This window comes from Canibacter zhoujuaniae (assembly GCF_011752005.1).
Taxonomy (GTDB): Bacteria; Actinomycetota; Actinomycetes; order Actinomycetales; family Microbacteriaceae; genus Canibacter; species Canibacter zhoujuaniae.
On record NZ_JAAIJZ010000003.1, the window covers coordinates 36,253 to 56,135 of the forward strand.

The window sequence follows — 19,883 nt, forward strand, 5'->3', positions numbered from 1 at the left end:
TTAGTTGGCCTTTCTCTTCAAGTACGCTACATTTCCGCCAGCAGGACCGGTAATAATTTGCACCAGTTCCCATCCCTGGGCTCCCCAGTTATTCAAAATTTGTGCTTCGTTATGTAATAGCAACGGAGTGACAAAATACTCCCATTTTGGCGCCACTTCTGACGTATTTTCTGCTTCGCTCACGAAATAGTTCTCCGTTCTGTCTGCATCGCGCGCACCGGTTTTCAGTTACGCGGACTAGAGTTATATTCTATGACCGACCAGTCTTCAAATTCTCAGCGTTTAAAGACCCGTAAATTCGCCCGGCGGACACCCGGTGGCATGTTGGGCGGGCTGCTCGGCGCAGGCGCGCTGAGCGTTATTGCGGGTCTTCTAATCACCGTTGCTGTGACTCCCGCGCTCGCATTAACCGGCGCCACAACAAGCTCCGTTATTAGTTTTTTTGAGAATCTGCCATCGCACATCGATCCGGGTAGACTCTCACAACCATCACACATCTACGCAAAAGACAAAGACGGCAACAACGTGCTGCTCGCACGTTTTTATGCCCAAAATCGCCAGATGGTCGGCTGGGATCAAATTAGTGACAACGTTAAAAACGCCGCTGTTGCAGAAGAGGACCCGCGTTTTTATCACCACGGCGGGGTTGATATTATCGCGGCTGCGCGTGCTGTCGTACAAAATGTCACAAGCTCCAATGATTCTGGTGCTTCAACAATTTCGATGCAGTACGTCCGCAATATCCTGATTCAGGAAGCTGAGATGCTCCCGAACAAGGAAGAACGCGAAAAGGCATACTACAACGCAACCCGCCAGGATCTAGACCGCAAATTGAAAGAGATGCGGCTGGCTATCTCACTCGAGAAAAAATATTCTAAGCAGGATATTCTGCTCGGTTACCTAAACATTGCCAACTACGGTGGTCAAACCTACGGTATCGAAGCAGCTGCCCGCGCCTACTACTCGAAATCAGCTGCGGATCTAACTGTTCCAGAGGCAGCAAGCCTGATCGCGATTGTAAACTCTCCGTCAGCGCTGAGTCTAGCGAACCCCGATAATCACGAGCGCAACAAAGAACGTCGCAATAAAATCATTAACTCAATGCTGCGTGAAGGGATGATCACGAAAGAAGAGCACGCGCAATACATCGAGACTCCAATCGAAGTGAATCTCTCTGTTCCTGAAAGTGGCTGTGTGATGGCAGAAAGCCGGGGTCTCGGCACTTTCTGTGACTACGTCACCCGCTACATTCAGAATGACAAAAAGTTTGGCGAAAACGTTGAAGAGCGCTGGTTCCGTTTCCAAAACGGTGGATTCAACATCTTCACCACAATCAATCTCGACCTGCAGCAAGCAGCATTAGAGGCAATGCGCAATAATGCGCCAGCAAGCGCTCCGGGCATCGACTACGGTAGCGCAGCTGTAACTCTTGACAACGACACGGGTAAGGTTCTGGCGATGGTGCAGAACAAGACGTTTACCCAGGATCCTGAACTCGAAGAAAACCCTGATTACACGAGTATCAACTTCAACACTGATTACGAATATGGAGGATCCTCCGGCTTCCAGTACGGTTCGGTCGTAAAGGCGTTTACCTTCGCCGAATGGATCCGCAACGGCCATTCAATGCATGAGCGCGTGAACATGGCTGGTGGTCGCACCGAACGCGAGCAGGACTTCCGCGCAAGCTGTGTAGATGGCGGAGTTTATGGATACGGCACCTTCAAATTCCAGAACGACAACAACCGCGGTAACTCATACGGCACGCCTCTAATTGCGCTTGATCAGTCACTTAACGGTGGTTTTGTGTCGATGACCAAACAGATGGACCTGTGCGGCATCTACGATCTCGCAGAGAGCATGGGTATGCACCGCGCGATTGAGAACCCAAACCCAGAGCAGCCAAACTATGGCACTCGCAATCTTGCTCGTGTGCCATCGGGTGTTTACAACGGCAATGACGAAGTAGCGCCTATCACCGTTGCTGCCGCTTACGCTGGCTTTGCAAACGGTGGTGTTGTCTGCACGCCAGTGCCAATTGAGGCAATCACAGACTCTGAAGATGCGGCTGTTGACTTCACGCAAAGCTCTTGCCGTCAGTCCATCTCACCTGATGTTGCAAACACCACCCTCTACGGCCTAGAGCACTATATGACTAACGGCCTGGGTCGCCCTGCCCTCTCACCGACCGGAATACCACGCTTCGGTAAAACAGGCACCACCGATAACTACAAAGACGACTGGTGGGTAGGCGGCAACAGCAATGTAACCACAGCTGTTTGGAGCGGTAACGTACGCGGAGACGTCAGCCTCTTTGAGGCCGGCCTCTACCGCATCACAACAAATATCTTTGCGGGTATTACAAACAGTGCTGACGCAATATGGGGTGGCGATCGCTTCCCCGGCCCAAGTGATGCAAGCGTGCGCCAAATAACTGAAGAAGTGCCGAACGTAGACGGACGAAGTGTAGACGAGGCACGCAGGGTGCTCACCGCTGCGGGCTTCCAGGTCTCTGTAGCTCCTGAAGAGGATTCAGAAGTTCCGGAGGGAAACATCGTGCGCACCGCACCAGCTGGCGGCACGCAGGCTCCTTCCGGATCGCTGATCACTCTCTACCCTTCCAGCGGTAAAGTGAAGCTGCCAACCATTCCTGGTGGCTTGATCGACGGCACCGCACAAAACGCGGCTAACGTCCTAGACGCTGCCGGATACAACGATGTCTTTATGCAGTGCAAGACAGATGCTTCTCCGAATCCCGAAAAAACGGTTGTATCTGTGTCACCTGCAGAAGGCTCTGAAGCAACCACCCGTAGCAGGGTAGTTCTAACCCTCGACTGCTAGCACCAAACATATGAATAAATCGCTAAACAGTTTTACAAAAACAGTGCTTGCAGCCGGTATAACCGGCGCGGCTGCCGCAACCTGGGCAACCGTAATTGAACGCAACCTTTTTGCTGTGCGGCAAAAAGAGGTAGCTGTATTGCCATCCGGTGCAGCACCACTGCGGGTAGCGCATATCTCTGATCTGCACCTTGCGCCGTGGCAGGATCGCAAAATCGACTGGCTGCGCCAGCAGGCTAGCTTGCAGCCGGATATTGTTGTGCTAACCGGAGATCTAACCGGCCACAAAGAATCAATTGAGGCCGTCCGCTACGCTCTAAAACCCCTTATTGAAGCCGCAGAAACCACAGTTTTTGTGCACGGCTCAAATGACTACTACGGCCCAGTTTTTAAGAACCCGCTGAAGTATCTGAAACCCCACACAGCTAAAAAAACCAAAAAACAGCCAGACATTGACAACGACCGTCTGACTGCGATGCTTGAAGATCTCGGTGCGCTGAACCTAAACAACCGATCCGCACGCTCACATGTGGGAGAGCACGAAATCGAGTGGCTGGGTCTTGGTGATCCGCATATAAAACTTGACGATACTGCAGCTCTAGAGGCGAATCTGAAAGAAAACGAGATATCGCACCAGCGTGGTTCTGCGCTGCGTTTCGGTGTTGTGCACGCCCCATACGCGAACTCACTGAATGAGCTTACAGATCGTGGCGCACAGCTAATTTTTGCAGGACACACCCACGGCGGTCAGCTGCGCATTCCAGGGTTTGGAGCGCTGACCTCAAACAGCGATCTGCCGAACGCGCAAGCACGCGGGTTGAGCGTCTGGTATACCGCGCAAAACGCGGCATTTCTTAACGTTTCTGCGGGGCTGGGAACAGCGATCACGGCCCCGGCAAGATTTGCTTGCCGGCCCGAGATCTCACTGCTTACACTCGTTTAAGCTGCAGTCAGCTTCTGCTGTGCAACAAGCTCAGCGATCTGCACCGCATTTAAGGCAGCTCCCTTGCGCAGGTTGTCATTCGCAATAAAGAGCACCAGACCGCGGTCGCCGTCTACGCTCTGATCCTTGCGAATACGCCCAACCAGGCTCGGGTTAATACCCGCCGCAGCGCGTGGGGTTGGCACGTCGCGCAGCTCAACTCCTGGCGCAGCAGCGAGAAGTTCACTCGCCTCTTCACAGGTTATATCGTTTGTAAACTCTGCGTGAATCACCAGGGAATGCCCGGAAAATACCGGTACGCGCACGCATGTGCCGGCTACCAGCAAATCTGGAATTTCTAGAATTTTTCGACTCTCGTTGCGAAGCTTCTGCTCTTCATCAGTTTCACCCGTGCCGTCATCGACAAGGTTGCCCGCAATCGGCACAGCATTCGCGGCGATTGGAGCAACGTAAACCGCTGGCGTTGGAGTAGCGTCAGTGTGTCCATCGTAAACAAGGTCGGTCGCGATCCCTGATTCAATCAGTGCTGCGGTCTGCCCGTATAATTCCTGCACACCGGCAAGCCCTGATCCGCTCACTGCCTGATATGTTGCAACCCGCAGTCGTTCAAGCCCAGCTTTTTTATGCAGCGGGCGCAGCACAGGCATCGCAGCCATTGTGGTGCAGTTTGGGTTTGCGATAATGCCCTTCTTGGCCTCTGCGATTGCGTGAGGGTTCACCTCGCTGACAACCAACGGCACTTCGGGATCAAGGCGCCAGGCACTTGAGTTGTCAATCACTGTGGCGCCAGCTGCTGCAAACTTCGGAGCGTACTCTTTTGAAGCTGCGCCGCCAGCTGAAAACAGTGCGATATCTATGCCCGAAAAGTCGGCTGTTGCGATATCTTCTACGACAATTGGTGAGCCCTTAAATTCGATCTCTGAGCCAGCCGAGCGGGCGCTTGAAAACAACCGCACAGATCCCAGCGGGATATCGCTCTTGGCTAACAGATCTCGCATCACGCCGCCAACCTGACCGGTTGCGCCAACAACAGCGACTGAGAGATTTGCTGACATTTTCTTACCCTTCAAAAACTTTTAGCGGCCGGTGCCTGCGTAAACGGTAGCTTCTTCTTCGGCATCTAGACCGAACGCTGTGTGCAAAACACGCTGCGCTTCCTCGAGCATGTCGGCACGCGTTACAACCGAAATACGGATTTCTGAGGTGGAAATCATCTCGATGTTAATACCCGCTTCGTAGAGTGCCTTGAACAGTTTTGCAGAAACACCCGAATTTGTGCGCATACCAGCGCCCACGAGTGCGATCTTCGCGATCTGATCGTCATACTGCAGTGCTTCAAAACCGAGCGTTTCCTGCTCTGCCTGCAGTGCGTTAACAACTGTGCGCCCCTGCTCTACTGGCACAGTAAAGCTGATATCCGTGCGCGGCACCTCAGCGGCGTGTGAAACATTTTGCACGATCATATCAACGTTGGCGTTAGTCTTAGCGACGATTGTAAAGATCTGTGCGGCCAGTCCCGGTGCATCGGGAACACCGACGACGGTAATTTTTGCGTCATTTTTTTCAGCTGCGACACCGGCGATAATTGGCTCTTCCATGGTGATTCCTTCCGGGATACCCTGCTCTGGGTCGTAAACAAAAGTGCCTTGGTGGCCTGCGAATGATGATCGGACGTGCAAGGTCACACCGTGCCGGCGCGCGAACTCCACAGCACGCAAGTGGAGCACCTTCGCACCCGCTGCGGCAAGCTCAAGCATTTCTTCGCTGGTTATTGCATCAAGTTTGCGCGCCAGTGGCACAACGCGTGGATCCGCTGTAAACACACCGTCAACATCGGTGTAAATTTCACAAACGTCTGCTTTTAGAGCAGCAGCCAAAGCAACCGCGGTTGTGTCTGATCCGCCCCGCCCGAGGGTGGTGACATCGCCGGTGCCCTGATTAAACCCTTGGAAGCCCGCAACAATCGCAATCGCACCCTGCTCGAGCGCCTTCTGCACTCTGCCTGGGGTGACGCTAACGATCTTTGCCGCCCCGTATTTTCCGTCGGTCAGCATGCCAGCCTGGCTGCCGGTAAATGATACTGCGTTTAAGCCCTGCGCCTTAATCGCCATCGCCAACAGCGCCATGGAGATGCGTTCTCCGGCGGTGAGCAGCATATCGAGCTCGCGCGGATCTTGTATCGGCGTCACCTCATTGGCTAAATCGAGTAGCTCGTCGGTTGTGTCCCCCATCGCACTCACCGCGACAACCACATCATTGCCAGCGCGTCGAGTGTCTACAATGCGTTTAGCGACACGCTTAATGCTCTCGGCGTCAGCAACTGACGAACCACCGAACTTCTGCACAACAAGTGCCACTGCAACTCCTTGCTAGCGAGTATGAGGACTAACTTACTCAGTTTATCTGTATTTACTGTGTATTGTTAGGACAGTTTTGTGCGCCCCTCAAATGCGCGCCCGAGCGTTACTTCATCGGCAAACTCAAGGTCTCCGCCGACTGGCAGACCGGATGCGAGACGTGACACAGGTATCTGCATTGAGTTCAGCATCCGCGAGAGATAGGCGGCAGTAGCTTCCCCCTCAAGGTTCGGGTCGGTGGCAATAATAACTTCCTGCACTTCTCCGCTTGCGAGTCGCTGCATCAGTTCTGCGATGCTCAAATCGTCCGGGCCGATACCGTCGATCGGGCTGATAGCACCACCCAACACGTGATAGCGACCGCGGAACTGCCGCGTGCGCTCAATCGCCACAACGTCTTTCGGCTCTTCCACAACGCAGATTAGGGTTGGATCGCGGCGTTCATCGAGACAAATACTGCACACTTCCGCCTCGGTGACGTTTTTGCAAACACGGCAAAACTTGACCTTATCCCGCACTTGCGCAAGCAACTCACCAAGCCGTTTGGGATTGTAGCTTTCTGTTTGCACAACGTGGAAGGTTATGCGCTGCGCAGATTTTGGCCCGATACCGGGCAACTTACCGAATTCATCAATAAGTTCTTGAATAATGCCGTCATACATAAATTGGTTTCACCTTCACGCGGGGGTTAGTCGAGCACTGTCGGGTTCAGGATCTGACGCACAACAGCTTCACCGTACCGCTCGATATCTGGGAGAGCGTTGGCCTTCTCTGTCGTGTCGTCAGATTCGTTCTCAGTCACTACTCGCTGCTGGGTCTGCTCGTGCTGCGCCTGCTCTTGCTGTGCTGGTTGGGGCTGTATCGCGGGTGAGCGGTCAGTGGCGGGTGGTTGAGGTGCAGCTATCTGCTCAGCGGGATCAGCAGACTCAGCGGGCTCTGCCTGTATCTTGCCAGCATTAGCTGAGGGCGCGTTAAGCGCTGCTTTAACCAATGCTTCTGCGGTAACCAAATTACCCGCGGGAGAAGGCTCCTCAGGCTCGGAGCTGTCACGAATACCCGGAATCGGTGGCGCTGGATGATCTGCAGCAATCGGCTGCGGAACAAAACCAACCGTAAACCCCAGAGCACCCTCAAGAATGTCTCGCACCGCTGTTGCAGCCGTGCTCCTAAAGGTTTGCAGATCGTGGGGGCTACGAAAACCGACGGTAAATTTCTCCTCTTTGAGGCGCAGTGGCACCGCAAGATTTGCGGCACGAAAAACGGTTTCATCCCCCACTGCTAGTTCTTCAAGCACTTCGCCCCAGACCGCATAGAGTGCGTCGCCTTCAAGGTCTGCGCCGGCTGTCTCGGGTTGTGCTGTTGCGGTATCACGCAAAAACTCAGTTGAGGGTGGGGCCTGTTCAATTCGCTGCATCTGAGCTTTGAGATTTGCGCGCACATCTGCGGCATTCTCTGACGATACCGCTGCTGTTTGGGCTTCGGGAGCAAGCTCTGCAGTGCGGCCCGGCTCGCTCTCTGCCAAGAAAGCGCGGGTAGCGGCGAGCGCATTAAGGCTCTCTCCTGCGGATGACGCACCAGAGTGTGGCGTCGCCTGCTTTTCCTGCTGCGGAGGCTGTGCAGCAGGAAAAGGTGTGCCGGTTTGGAGGGGCGCAGTCGCTGCTGCTGCCTGCGTATCTTGTCGCGCAGCAGTGCCTGCGGGAATGCTAGCGCTACCGGCGGGAAGAGCCCCGGTTGCCCCGCCGGATGGCACCGCGAGCGCGCGCGCAATTAACAGCTCAAGCTGCAGTCGCGGCGCGGTTGCGCCACCCATACTGTCAAGGCCCGCACTCACCGTATCAGCAATGTTAGAGAGCTCCGCTGGCGCAAAAGCCTGCGCCTGCGTGAACATGGCGGTGAGTGTGTCTTGCGACTCGCCTCGAAACACACTGTCTGCGCCCTCCACACTCGTTGCGGCGATGACAATAAGGTCGCGCATCCGGTTGAGCAGATCTTCGGTGAAGCGGCGCGGATCTTGCCCGGTTTGAATAACCCGCTCGATCACCTTGAATGCGGCTGCCGCATCGCGCGCTGCGAGCGCTGAAACTGTTTCATTAATCAACTCTGCGCTCGTGTAGCCGAGCAGCGCTGTTGCACGCTGCACAGAAACCGTATCACCGTCACTACCGGCGATTAACTGATCGAGAATTGAGAGGGTATCGCGCGCAGATCCGCCGCCTGCACGAACTAATAGCGAAAGCACTCCGGGCTCTAAATTTACGCCCTCAGCCTGGCATATTTGTTCCACATAATCACCGAGTGTGCCCGGCGCGATAAGCCGAAACGGATAGTGGTGCGTGCGTGAGCGGATCGTCCCCAAAACCTTTTCAGGTTCGGTGGTTGCAAAAATAAACTTTAAATACTCTGGTGGCTCTTCCACGATTTTTAGCAGTGCGTTAAAGCCCGCTGATGTCACCATGTGAGCTTCATCGATGATGAATATTTTGTAGCGGTCGCGTGCTGGCGCATAGGTTGCACGCTCACGCAAATCGCGGGCGTCATCAACACCACCGTGGCTTGCAGCGTCTATCTCAACTACGTCAATCGAGCCGCCCCCGGTGCGGCTGAGCTCAACACAGCTCTGACACTTACCGCACGGCATATCTGTCGGCCCCTCAGCGCAGTTCAAGCAGCGCGCTAACACTCTGGCTGAAGTTGTTTTACCGCACCCGCGCGGCCCGCTAAAGAGGTAGGCGTGACCCACTTTACCGTTACGTAAAGCCGCCATCAGCGGCTCCGTAACATGCTGTTGCCCGATCATCTCAGCGAAATTTTCGGGACGGTAGCGTCGGTATAGTGCGGTAGCCATGTCATCTATCGTACCGGCCGCAACTGTGACTTTCTAAGGCCGGAAGGAAGCTGTTAACAGGCAAATTTACGATGATTTTTAATGACACCTCGGCTACCCTTAAAGCGTGACCGCACGAATTTATCTCACCGCTGTTGATGGCAGATCAGGAAAAAGCGCTGTTGCACTCGGAGTTGTCTATTCTCTGCTGAAACAAACACCGCGGGTGGGTATTTTCCGTCCGCTGATCCGCTCTGGCGAAACTAAGGATCGGGTGTTACAGCTGCTCATCGCTGCCGCGCACAGCGATTTGAGCTATGAGGAGAGCATCGGCGTCACCTACGAAGCAGCACACAATGACCCTGAGCAAGCGCTGTCGGAAATCGTCTCACGCTATAAGAAACTTGAGTCGAAGTGTGACGCGGTCGTAATTGTTGGATCCGACTATACAGATATTCCCGCTCCGACGGAGTTTGCTTTCAACGCAAAAATTGCTGCAAATCTGGACGCTCCGGTGCTGCTGGTTATCGGAGGGCGCGATGCAAGCGGTCTAGAAACCCTTGGGCAGCTACCGGCGCGCACCCCACGCGAGCTGGCTTCAACCGTGGATTCCGCGTTAACGCAACTAAAAGAGGCGCACGCCCGCCATATTGCGACAGTTATTAACCGGGCAGACGCTAATACCTTAGACGAGATCATCAGCACGGTTCAAAAAGAGGTGCCGAATTCTCCTGTGTGGGCAATCCCCGAAAACGAACTGCTTGTTGCTCCAAGTGTTGCAACAGTGCTCAATTCGATTGGTGGCACTCTGGTGCGCGGCGACGCAGAGCTGCTTGACCGAGAAATTCGCGGCATTGTTATCGCCGGTATGCACATGGAGCACGTGCTCGGGCGTCTCACAGAGGGCGCCGTCATCGTTGTGCCGGCAGATCGCAGTGAAACCCTCTTAGCGGTAGTTATGGCGCACGAAGCAACCACTTTCCCCACGATCGCTGCTGTGGTTATGAACGGTGATTTTCCGCTTGTGCCCGATGTTGAACGGCTCCTCGACGGCATCAAATCAAGCCTGCCGATTATCCGTGTAAACAGCGGCACCTTCGATACAGTGCAGGCTATCGTCCGCGCTCGAGGTCTTCTCTCAGAGACCGCACAGCGTAAATTCGACACGGTTTATGAGCTGTTCACCTCACACGTTGACGTTGACGAGCTGCAGCGTTTGCTGGCGGTGGATACTTCAAACGTCCGCACCCCGCTGATGTTTGCCTACGACCTATTTGAGCGGGCGTCTGCGACGAGCAGCCACATAGTGCTTCCTGAGGGCAACGATGACCGGGTGCTGCGCGCAGCGAGCACTGCGCTGTCTCGCGGCATTGCGCAGCTCACAATTCTTGGTGATGAAACCGAGGTGCGTCGGCGTGCTGGAGAGCTCGGTCTAGACCTGTCTAAGGTGGCGATCATCAACCCCGAAAATAGTGACCTAGTTGAAGAGTTTGCTGCTGAATACGCTCGTCTGCGTGCGCACAAAGGCGTCACGCTAGAAACCGCCCGCGAGCGCGTCACCGATGTCAGCTACTTCGGCACGATGATGGTGCATATGGGTTTGGCAGACGGAATGGTCTCTGGCGCTGCGCACACAACCGCCCACACAATTAAACCAAGCTTCGAAATTATTAAAACAAAACCGGGCACCTCTGTTGTTTCGAGCGTTTTCTTCATGGCCCTTGCAGATCGGGTGTTGGTTTACGGGGACTGTGCGGTTAACCCCGATCCGACTGCTGCACAACTTGCTGATATTGCAATCTCGTCTGCAGACACAGCCGCACAGTTTGGAGTTGAGCCGCGTATCGCGATGCTCTCCTACTCAACCGGCGAGTCGGGTTATGGAGCTGATGTTGATAAAGTGCGGGCGGCCACCAAGCTAGCTAAGGAACGCCGCCCAGACCTGCTTATCGAAGGACCGATCCAATACGATGCGGCTAGCGATCCCGCAACCGGCGCAGCAAAACTGCCAGGGTCTGAGGTTGCGGGGCGAGCAACTGTGTTTATTTTTCCTGATCTCAACACCGGTAACAACACCTATAAAGCGGTGCAACGCTCGGCTGCTGCAATCGCAGTCGGCCCGGTTTTGCAAGGGTTAAACAAGCCGGTTAATGATCTGTCTCGTGGTGCAACCACTGTCGATATTGTGAACACTATCGCGATTACCGCGGTGCAGGCGGGATTAGCTACAACCGGTAATGGGGAGACGGAATGAGCACGGTTCTTGTCGTCAATAGCGGCTCTTCCTCACTCAAGTATCAGCTAATCGATGCCACCACTGAAACACGCATCGCAAGCGGTCTAATAGAGCGGATCGGTGAGCCTACAGCCTCTCTCAATCACAGGGCTGGGGCGCAAACCTACAACAGCACTCTCCCCATTGCGGATCACGAACAGGCATTCGCCGCGATGAGCGAGGCATTCGATGCGACCGGCGCCCCGCTGGGTGATCTCGAGCTAACGGTCGTGGGGCACCGTGTAGTGCAGGGTGGCGCAGAGTTTATCGCGCCAACGCTAATCGATGATCGGGTTGCTGCACGTATTTTAGCGCTCGCACCACTTGCACCACTGCACAATCCCGGCCAGCACGCGGGCATACAGGCGGCACGCGCACTGTTTCCGAACACTCCGCACGTTGCGGTGTTTGATACCGCATTTCATCAGAGTATGCCTCAAGATGCATACAGCTACGCGATTGATGCGGAAATTAGTGAAAAATACAGTGTGCGCCGATACGGTTTTCATGGCACAAGTCACCAGTTTGTGTCGCAGGCGGCAGCTGATTTTCTGAAACGGCCGCTTGCTGACCTAAACCAAATTGTGCTGCACCTCGGCAACGGCGCTAGTGTCTGCGCAGTAAAAGGCGGCAAATCTGTCAACACCTCGATGGGAATGACGCCGCTTGAAGGGCTTGTTATGGGGTCACGCTCCGGTGACCTCGATCCCTCAATAATTTTTTATCTCAATCGAGTAGCTGGGTTCAGCGTCGATGAAATTGACAATATTCTTAATAAACGCAGTGGTCTGTTGGGCATGACAGGTGATGCTGACATGCGTGATGTCACTAGGCGCGCAGCTGCCGGAGATGAAGCAGCAAATTTGGCGCTTAATGTCTATGCCCGCCGGGTCCGCAAATATATAGGCGCCTATATGCTTGATCTTGGTCGCTTGGATACGCTCGTATTCACCGCTGGCGTTGGAGAAAATGCAAGCCTGCCACGCGAGCTGATTTGCGCCGGGTTAGAAAACTTTGGGTTAAAGCTGGATCCTGAATTAAACGCTGCTCCTAATACTGGCGCGCGGCGTATCAGCGCTGCTGATTCTCAGGTTGAAATTTTAGTAATCCCCACCGATGAAGAGCTCGCAATCGCTAGGCAGGCATTCACCCTGGCAGGTTCATCTGTGAGTCTCGAAAACCTATAAACGGCGGTGCTCTAGAAAGAGCTCCACAGAAACAAAACGGCCCTCGCACACCCGTCAGAGCTCAGGTACCCTTGCTGCATTTCTGCCCTGGGGGAGTTAACCAAGATAACGTCGCACGAGGAGCCGGTATTTAGTCTACCCGAAACAATACAAAACGCCCCGGGCAACACACAGGAAACCCGGGGCGTCGTTAGTTACGCGACGAGCGCGTGACTAACACAGAACTTAAGCAAGCTTAACGGTAGCACCAGCTTCTTCGAGCTTGGTCTTTGCTTCCTCAGCTGCTTCCTTCTTAACACCTTCGAGAACAGTTGCTGGAGCTGACTCTACGAGTGCCTTTGCCTCACCGAGGCCGAGGCTGGTGAGCTCACGCACAACCTTAATAACTGGAACCTTTGAGCCGCCGTCTGACTCGAGTACAACGTCAAACTCGGTCTTCTCTTCAGCTGCAGGAGCGTCGCCACCTGCAGCAGGTGCAGCAGCAACTGCTACTGGAGCTGCAGCTGAAACCTCGAAGGTCTCTTCGAATGCTTTTACGAACTCTGAGAGCTCGATGAGGGTGAGCTCCTTGAACTGCTCAATAAGCTCTTCGGTTGAAAGCTTAGCCATTTTATTTCTCCTTGAATTTATCGCTCACTACTGTGAACATTGTCGCCCGTGCGTTACGAGCAATTTAGTTTTTTGGTAAACCGATCTCGGTTTGTTATGCCTCTTGCTTGTCGCGCAACGCACCTGCGGCACGGGCAAACCCGGCCATTGGGGCGTTGAACAGAACAGCTGCGCTGGACAGAGATGCCTTCATTGCGCCGGCTGCCTTTGCAAGCAGCACCTCGCGGCTCTCGAGATCAGCGAGCTTGTTCACCTCAGCAGCGTCAAGAGCGTTGCCATCAAAGATGCCGCCCTTAATTACGAGCTGAGGGTGTGCCTTAGCGAAGTCACGCAGGCCTTTTGCCACATTTACGGTGTCACCGGTAACGAAAGCAACAGCGGTTGGGCCGCTCAGCAGATCGTCGAGTTCGGTGATGCCCGCATTGTTTGCGGCAATCTTGACCAGTGTGTTCTTCGCCACGGCGTACGACGCGTCTGCACGAAATGAGTTGCGCAACTCGCGCATCTCACCAACAGTCAGACCGCGGTACTCGGTCAGCAAGACGGCGTTTGACTCTTCAAACTTCTTCTGAAGATCAACAACCGCAGCATCCTTCGTCGCCATGGCGCTCCCTAACTTTTCTAGACCCGGCAGCGGTTGCTGTCGGGGGCCGCACACCTTGCTTTCCCAGTAAAACTAAAAAAGCTCCGTGCGCACGCACAGAGCAGACTCTCAAGGAGTAAAAACTCGTACCTGCGCAGGTCGGCTCTCTTTCGAGGCCCGTTACGAGAGAATATTCTCTTACCGGCGGTCTTTGGCCAGATATCTAATATACCTGATGTGTGCGGATCCGCGCAAGCAGGCGATCCCGAAATCCATCACCCGCGGGGCTTAAGGTTTGATCATGTAGCCCGCACCGCGCACAGTATGGATCATTTTATCGCCGAGCACATCTATCTTCTTCCGCAGATAGGAGATATAAAGCTCAACCACAGTGTCTTTGCCCTGATAGTCATAGGACCACACGCGGTCAAGAATTTGCGCCTTTGAGAGCACCCGCCCCGGGTTGCTCATCAGGTAGCGCAAAAGGTCAAACTCTGTTGATGTGAGCTCGATATTCGTCCCGCCGCGCGAAACTTCATAGCTGTCTTCGTTGAGGCTGAGATTCCCGACACGTAAAATAGCGTCCGGTTCTTGTGGGGCTGCAAGCTGTGAGCGTCGCACAAGGCCGCGCAGCCGCGCTATCAGTTCTTCTAGGCTGAACGGCTTCACAACGTAATCATCACCACCGGCCGTCAGCCCCTGCACCCGATCCTCAACAGAGTCTTTCGCGGTGAGAAAGAGCACGGGCACCAAGTATCCTTCGCTGCGGATTTTTGAGAGCACGCCCAAACCGTCTATTTCTGGCATCATAATATCCAGCACCAGCACATCAGGGTCAAAGGTGCGCACCTTTTCTATCGCGACAGCGCCATTCTCGGCGAGCTCAACCTCCCATCCGCCGTAGCGGAGGGCCATCGCCACCAGTGAGCGAATTGATTCTTCATCGTCTACCACGAGTGCGCGCAGTGCGGCACCGCCTGAGCGAGTAAGTTGTGGGGCCATAGACTCCATTATTTACAATATTCCTATGAATTATCTATGACCGACCTGCGGTCAGCCTGCGCATCCCCCAAAATACGAAACTCCGCCACGCCCAGAGTGCAAAGGCACAGCCACTGGCAGAATATTTGAGTGAGTTTTCTAGAGCGTTTAGTTACTGACGGCAGCAATCATGCCGAGTGGCTACAGGCGCGGTATGCCGGTATCACCGCAAGTGATGTTGCAAAGCTCGCTAGCCGCACCTCTATCGAATCTACCGCTCGCAATAAACTTCTTAAAGGTGTCTCCGGTGGTGGGTTTGGGAACGCCTACACCCAACACGGCATAGAGCGCGAACCAGTCATCGCCGCCTGGGTTGAAACCAATTTCGGTATTCATCCGAGCCAGGCGTTGTATCATGCTCCCAACAATCGTCGTCACCTGGCGACACCCGACGGGATTCGTGAGCATAACGGCATTATCGAGCTGTCAGAGATTAAAACAACAAATAAGCCGTTTAAAGGCGTGCCCCGCAACTATCTGCGGCAGATTTACTGGCAGCAGCACGTGCTCGAAGCCGAACGCACGCTCTTTGTGTGGGAGCAGCACAGTAACTTCATTCCGGTCTCAGATCATCCGCAATGGATGTGGGTTGAGCGCAATGAGCGCGCCATCAAAGATCTTGTGCAGCTGGCGGATGAGTTGATCGAGCGTCTCCACGAACTCGCTGACGAACAGCGCAGATAGAGCTGTGACAGCACGATAGCCACAGCTACGCGCACTCCGGCTAAGTCACCGCACGCAGGCTAGCTGCGACGCCTGGCAACAAAACTGCTGCCAGCACCCGCCTGCGGCACACTCGGCTGCGGCACACCGCCGGCATAATACCCCGTCTTGGTGCGAGCCTGCGCGTTATAGTGCTTCTCGATCTGTTCTTGTAAAACCTCAGAGATGGCTGCGATACCGGGCACATTAATAAGACGCATTGCATCCGAATCGGTTACTGTTAGGTCGATATCACCGGCGCCAACGAGGCGCTGCAGCGGGCGCCGCCGTGATGCCACAGTGCGCACCTGCACAATACTGATTTCTTCACGTGTGCGCGTAAAGACACCGCCGCGCACAATAACGCGTCTGGTGGTGATGGTTGTGCGCCCCGCAAACCACTTAAAAAATGGCACGACAAACCCAACGATTAAAAGCAGTGCTATTCCGCTGGCAACCAACAAATTAGCCCAGGCAGCAGCAAATTTTCCGATAAAAGCCCCGGCCAGCACCGCACAAATCAACAGCACTAAGAGCGGGCCGGCTAGCACCGCACCGTGACGGCGAAAACGCACGATAATGCGCTCCGGCTCGTCAATATACTCTGTTGATTCATAAGCCATAGCCCTCCTAGTCTAAACGCAAATGCTCAACATCCGCAGATGCGACAGCTACTGTGCGGCCGCGCTCATCACGCACTAGCAGCTCTCCAGCTGCTCCGAGACCGACTGCATACCCACTCAGGGTTTTACCGCCCGGCAGCAGTGCTCGCACCCGGCGTTTTACTGAGGCGAGGTTTTGAGCGATCCGCCGTTGAAATGTTTGCGGATCGGCACCGGCCAATTCGATGCCTGAGAGCAGCTCTGCAACATAACGCTGCAGCAGCTCATCAGCCAGTGCATGGCCCTCTGGAGTCTCAAAACTCGTCGCAGAGAGTGGATTTTTGCCGAGCGCCTCAAGCGCAGTTTTTATACTGACACCGCCTTCAGCAGTCTGCGCTGGTGCGGTAAAAACGTTAACACCGGCGCCAAAAATTATTCCTCCGTTGCCGGTTGTTTCGCAAAGCACGCCACACAGTTTGGCACCCCCACGACGTTCCGCTAACTCATCTGTCTGCTCTGCAGGCAGAGACACAAGCACATCGTTTGGCCATTTAACAAAAACCTGCAACCATTTTGCGAGCGCCTGCGAGATTGCGTATCCGGCAAGCAGCGGAGCCCAACTAACCGGAGTCGCGACAGCCTGCCAATTAGGCGTGTAGACAGAAGTGGCTAACGCAACACCTGGCGGAGTCTGCCACACTCGATCCCGCCTGCCCCTGCCCGCTGTTTGATTAGTAGTGACCACCAGAAACGGTGACGGAGCTGCTTGCGTCGCGCTGATTTCTTTTGCAACATCGTTGGTTGAAGCGGCCGCTGGAAGAAAGTGGGTATCAATTAACTGCGATGTTTGTAGTAATTCCACAACAAATAGTTTAAGTCGTAAGAGGATTATGCAGGTAGGATCGAAAACGTGACTGAGGCAAATGCAACTCCAGATCTAACTACGACCGCTGGCCGCATTGCGGATCACCGCATTAAGTATCAGCAGGCGGTGGGCGACCGTGATGCCGCTGCCGCTGAAAAGCAGCACGCCCGCGGCAAGTTAACGGCGCGTGAGCGCATCAATGAGCTGCTCGATCCTGGCTCATTTGTTGAGTTTGATAAGTATGTGCGTCACCGCACGACCGCATTTGGGATGGAAAAGAATCGCCCCTTCGGTGATTCTGTGATCACCGGCGCTGGTGAGATTCACGGCCGTCAGGTGGTTGTGTATTCTCAAGATTTCACAACCTTTGGTGGCTCGCTCGGTGAGGTTGCGGGTGAGAAAATCGTGAAGGCGATGGAGTTCGCACTGAAAACCGGTGTGCCGATCATTGGTCTCTTGGATTCTGGCGGCGCACGTATTCAAGAGGGCGTTGTCTCACTATCGAAGTATGCCCAAATTTTTAAACGGAACACGATGTGTTCGGGTGTGATTCCGCAAATTTCGATTGTGATGGGGCCTTCTGCAGGCGGCGCCGTCTATTCTCCCGCTCTCACCGACTTTGTAATTATGGTCGACAAATCCAGCCACATGTTCGTCACCGGGCCTGACGTGATTAAAACCGTAACCGGTGAGGATGTCGGTTTTGAAGAGCTCGGCGGGGCTGCCACCCACAACCAGACCTCCGGAGTCTCACACTATCTGGCAGCAGACGAACAAGACGCGCTCGATTACGCACGCACTCTTGTGAGTTATCTGCCAGATAACAATCTGGCAGAGGCTCCTATCTATGACACAGACACCGCATATCAAATCACTGAGGCGGATCGTCGACTAAACAATCTGATCCCCGACAGCCCGAATCAACCCTACGATATGAAGGTGGTTATCGAGTCGGTGCTCGACGGAGGCGACTTCTTAGAAGTGCAGCCGCTGTTTGCACCGAACATGGTTATCGGTTTTGGGCGGATCGAAGGTCGCACTGTTGGCATTGTGGCAAACCAACCAAATCAGATGGCAGGCACACTGAACATCGATGCATCTGAAAAAGCCGCACGATTTGTACGCTTCTGTGACGCATTCTCTATTCCGATTCTGACCCTGGTTGATGTGCCCGGATACCTGCCGGGCACCGATCAGGAATACAACGGTGTGATCCGGCGCGGCGCGAAACTGCTTTACGCGTATGCTGAGGCGACAGTCCCTCTGGTTACCATCATTACTCGAAAAGCTTACGGCGGAGCCTACATTGTGATGGGTTCAAAGCAGATGGGCGCAGACTTCAACATTGCCTGGCCGACAGCTGAAATCGCGGTAATGGGTGGTGCTGGCGCTGTGAATATTCTCTATCGCAAAGAGCTTAAGGCGGCTCAGGACGCTGGCGAAGATGTCGAGGCGCTGCGCACTGAACTTACGGCAAAATACACCGCTGAGGTGACCAGCCCATTCTTAGCCGCCGAGCGTGGCGAGATAGACAATGTGCTCGAGCCTGCTGGCACAAGACTTGCGGTGCTGAAAGCCTTACGCGGCCTGCGCGGTAAGCGCGCACATATGCCGAAAAAGAAGCACGGCAATATTCCGCTGTAGGGTGTCAGATTACGATGAGCGAATTTAGTTTTGAGCATCTCCCGCCGAGCGCTGCCGACCGTGATGCGGCGAAGCGCTCCGAACTCTCGGTTGATGACGCCGTGCACGCCGCAGAGTTTGAGTTTGTTACTCGAAATCTTTCAGTGCACGAAAAAGTCGCGGTGGTAGCCGCACTCCACACGCTGCGCAGTGAAGAGAGCGGGCGTGTGCGTCACCGTGCGCGCATAGAGCGCGAACCGTGGCGCAGGTCGCAACGCAAGGTGCGCAATATGGAAGACTTCAACAGGCTTGGCGAACGCTAACCACACATTGATACTGCTAGCTATACTCGGCTATGGTCAGGTTAGCAAACTGTGAAAGGAATTAAATAATTATGCTTAAGGGCTTCAAAGACTTTATTTTGCGCGGCAATGTTGTAGAGCTTGCTGTTGCGGTGATTATTGCTGGCGCGTTTGGCCCGATCGTTGAGAACTTCACGACTCAGCTGCTAAACCTGATCGGGGCCATTTTTGGCGCACCGAACTTCGACTCGCTGGGCGCCTTCACCATAAACGGTGCCGAGATTATGCCGGGCACCATTCTCACCGCCATCGTAAACTTCCTTATTGTTGCCGCTGTGATCTACTTCCTCGTGATCACCCCGATGAATAAGGTAAATGATCGTCTAGCTGCAAAGAAGGGTGTTGTCGAGCCCGAAGGTGAGGCGGGGCCAACACAGGAAGAGCTCTTAAAGCAGATACGCGACCTACTCGCGAACAAACAGTAAAAACTGCTTTACGAATATGGTGCGGCCAGGGGTGATTTGGTCGCACCATATTTTTTACTGACCATCACTCTTTAACCCGGCAACAAATGCCGGTTTGTAAAACGATGACAGCTGCAGCAAATAAAACACCCACCGTCCACCAGGCATACTGGGCATCAGCGCCCACAAAAGCGATAACCGCATACAAAAGATTAGATTTAGGGTTAATAATCAGAGGAATAAAAATAAAAATAATTCCACAGCTTGCAGCAATCCAGTAGTCCATAAGAACTGTAGCAATCACCGCAATACTCATTATGCCAAGCGCTGCACGCAACGGCGCAAAGGCGTCTAGTGACCCCTGAGCACCCAATAGCCAAGCGACCAACAGAAGCGCTACACCAACACAGCCGCTCAGCATGAGGAACTGAATTACGCGGTTAAACCCCAGTCTTCTCGCAGTGAAGATCTCAAGCCAAGCATTTTGCGAAGTCAGAGTGATAGCGCTAGCGAAACCCACAAGCGACTGTGCAAAAACGCTTAAAGGCAGAGCGATAGCTGAATGGTCGCGATGCATAACAAACGCTGGTCTGCCCCAGTAAATCAGTGAAAACTCTAACAGAAAAACAGTTACCGCTATCAGCCAAAAGCTCCTGCTGCGCAAA

General features: G+C 54.2%; 19 protein-coding genes and 1 other RNA gene. 8 read left to right on the plus strand and 12 right to left on the minus strand.

The features are described 5' to 3' along the window. Positions 1-183 (minus strand): Sp36 family protein, encoded by a 183-nt coding sequence (gene sp36 / locus HCR00_RS05660; protein ID WP_243854570.1) that lies wholly within the window; start codon positions 181-183, stop codon positions 1-3. Positions 184-252: 69 nt separating this feature from the next. Here sp36 and HCR00_RS05665 point away from each other — a divergent pair, with 69 nt between their 5' ends. Continuing rightward, the gene (locus HCR00_RS05665) at positions 253-2,841 is read left to right on the plus strand and encodes a transglycosylase domain-containing protein (protein WP_166986984.1); all 2,589 of its coding nucleotides are present in this window, start codon (positions 253-255) and stop codon (positions 2,839-2,841) included. A 10-nt stretch (positions 2,842-2,851) separates the two neighbouring features. Then, on the plus strand, positions 2,852-3,784 hold the full coding sequence (locus HCR00_RS05670; protein ID WP_166986980.1) for a metallophosphoesterase: 933 nt from the start codon (positions 2,852-2,854) through the stop codon (positions 3,782-3,784). Here HCR00_RS05670 and HCR00_RS05675 read toward each other — a convergent pair. From HCR00_RS05675 to HCR00_RS05690, 4 genes are all read right to left on the minus strand, one after another. After that, on the minus strand, positions 3,781-4,839 hold the full coding sequence (locus HCR00_RS05675; RefSeq protein ID WP_167143570.1) for an aspartate-semialdehyde dehydrogenase: 1,059 nt from the start codon (positions 4,837-4,839) through the stop codon (positions 3,781-3,783). The genes HCR00_RS05670 and HCR00_RS05675 overlap by 4 nt on opposite strands. A 21-nt stretch (positions 4,840-4,860) precedes the next feature. Next, positions 4,861-6,141 (minus strand): aspartate kinase, encoded by a 1,281-nt coding sequence (locus HCR00_RS05680; protein ID WP_166986974.1) that lies wholly within the window; start codon positions 6,139-6,141, stop codon positions 4,861-4,863. A 65-nt stretch (positions 6,142-6,206) separates the two neighbouring features. Further along, entirely contained in the window at positions 6,207-6,803 is a 597-nt protein-coding gene (recR, locus tag HCR00_RS05685; RefSeq protein ID WP_167143573.1) for a recombination mediator RecR, read from the minus strand. 26 nt (positions 6,804-6,829) lie between these two features. Then, a complete protein-coding gene (locus HCR00_RS05690; RefSeq protein ID WP_167143576.1) occupies positions 6,830-8,986 on the minus strand; it encodes a DNA polymerase III subunit gamma and tau in 2,157 nt (718 codons plus the stop codon). 106 nt (positions 8,987-9,092) lie between these two features. Between HCR00_RS05690 and pta the strand changes: the two genes are divergently transcribed. Beyond that, entirely contained in the window at positions 9,093-11,219 is a 2,127-nt protein-coding gene (gene pta, locus HCR00_RS05695) for a phosphate acetyltransferase (protein ID WP_167143579.1), read from the plus strand. Further along, complete coding sequence (locus tag HCR00_RS05700; protein WP_167143581.1) at positions 11,216-12,427, plus strand: acetate/propionate family kinase; 1,212 nt, start codon at positions 11,216-11,218, stop codon at positions 12,425-12,427. The genes pta and HCR00_RS05700 overlap by 4 nt, the downstream gene beginning before the upstream one ends. A 31-nt stretch (positions 12,428-12,458) precedes the next feature. Here the strand turns inward: HCR00_RS05700 and ffs are convergent. The 4 genes from ffs to HCR00_RS05720 form a co-directional block, all read right to left on the minus strand. Beyond that, positions 12,459-12,556: signal recognition particle sRNA small type (gene ffs, locus HCR00_RS05705), an RNA gene on the minus strand. 96 nt (positions 12,557-12,652) lie between these two features. Then, the gene (gene rplL / locus HCR00_RS05710; RefSeq protein ID WP_166986956.1) at positions 12,653-13,036 is read right to left on the minus strand and encodes a 50S ribosomal protein L7/L12; all 384 of its coding nucleotides are present in this window, start codon (positions 13,034-13,036) and stop codon (positions 12,653-12,655) included. 94 nt (positions 13,037-13,130) lie between these two features. After that, positions 13,131-13,640 (minus strand): 50S ribosomal protein L10, encoded by a 510-nt coding sequence (gene rplJ / locus HCR00_RS05715; protein ID WP_166986953.1) that lies wholly within the window; start codon positions 13,638-13,640, stop codon positions 13,131-13,133. Positions 13,641-13,907: 267 nt separating this feature from the next. Then, on the minus strand, positions 13,908-14,630 hold the full coding sequence (locus HCR00_RS05720) for a response regulator transcription factor (RefSeq protein ID WP_167143582.1): 723 nt from the start codon (positions 14,628-14,630) through the stop codon (positions 13,908-13,910). Between the two features lie 120 nt (positions 14,631-14,750). On the opposite strand from HCR00_RS05720, the gene HCR00_RS05725 reads away from it, so the two are divergent. Further along, entirely contained in the window at positions 14,751-15,344 is a 594-nt protein-coding gene (locus HCR00_RS05725; RefSeq protein WP_166986946.1) for a YqaJ viral recombinase family protein, read from the plus strand. A gap of 59 nt (positions 15,345-15,403) precedes the next feature. On the opposite strand, the gene HCR00_RS05730 is transcribed toward HCR00_RS05725, so the two are convergent. Together HCR00_RS05730 and HCR00_RS05735 are read right to left on the minus strand one after the other, a co-directional pair. After that, positions 15,404-15,985 carry a PH domain-containing protein gene (locus tag HCR00_RS05730; RefSeq protein ID WP_167143584.1) on the minus strand — a complete coding sequence of 194 codons (582 nt, stop codon included), beginning with the start codon at positions 15,983-15,985 and terminating at the stop codon, positions 15,404-15,406. Between the two features lie 7 nt (positions 15,986-15,992). After that, positions 15,993-16,826 (minus strand): biotin--[acetyl-CoA-carboxylase] ligase, encoded by an 834-nt coding sequence (locus tag HCR00_RS05735; protein WP_167143585.1) that lies wholly within the window; start codon positions 16,824-16,826, stop codon positions 15,993-15,995. 48 nt (positions 16,827-16,874) lie between these two features. On the opposite strand from HCR00_RS05735, the gene HCR00_RS05740 reads away from it, so the two are divergent. The 3 genes from HCR00_RS05740 to mscL all read left to right on the plus strand — a co-directional run bounded on the left by HCR00_RS05740 (position 16,875) and on the right by mscL (position 19,239). Continuing rightward, positions 16,875-18,473, plus strand: coding sequence for an acyl-CoA carboxylase subunit beta (locus tag HCR00_RS05740; RefSeq protein ID WP_424945200.1), 1,599 nt, complete (start codon positions 16,875-16,877; stop codon positions 18,471-18,473). Positions 18,474-18,487: 14 nt separating this feature from the next. Next, positions 18,488-18,775 (plus strand): hypothetical protein, encoded by a 288-nt coding sequence (locus HCR00_RS05745; RefSeq protein ID WP_166986937.1) that lies wholly within the window; start codon positions 18,488-18,490, stop codon positions 18,773-18,775. Positions 18,776-18,846: 71 nt separating this feature from the next. Then, entirely contained in the window at positions 18,847-19,239 is a 393-nt protein-coding gene (gene mscL, locus HCR00_RS05750; protein ID WP_166986934.1) for a large conductance mechanosensitive channel protein MscL, read from the plus strand. A 64-nt stretch (positions 19,240-19,303) separates the two neighbouring features. On the opposite strand, the gene HCR00_RS05755 is transcribed toward mscL, so the two are convergent. Beyond that, positions 19,304-19,882, minus strand: coding sequence for a hypothetical protein (locus HCR00_RS05755; RefSeq protein WP_167143586.1), 579 nt, complete (start codon positions 19,880-19,882; stop codon positions 19,304-19,306). Position 19,883 lies beyond the last annotated feature (1 nt).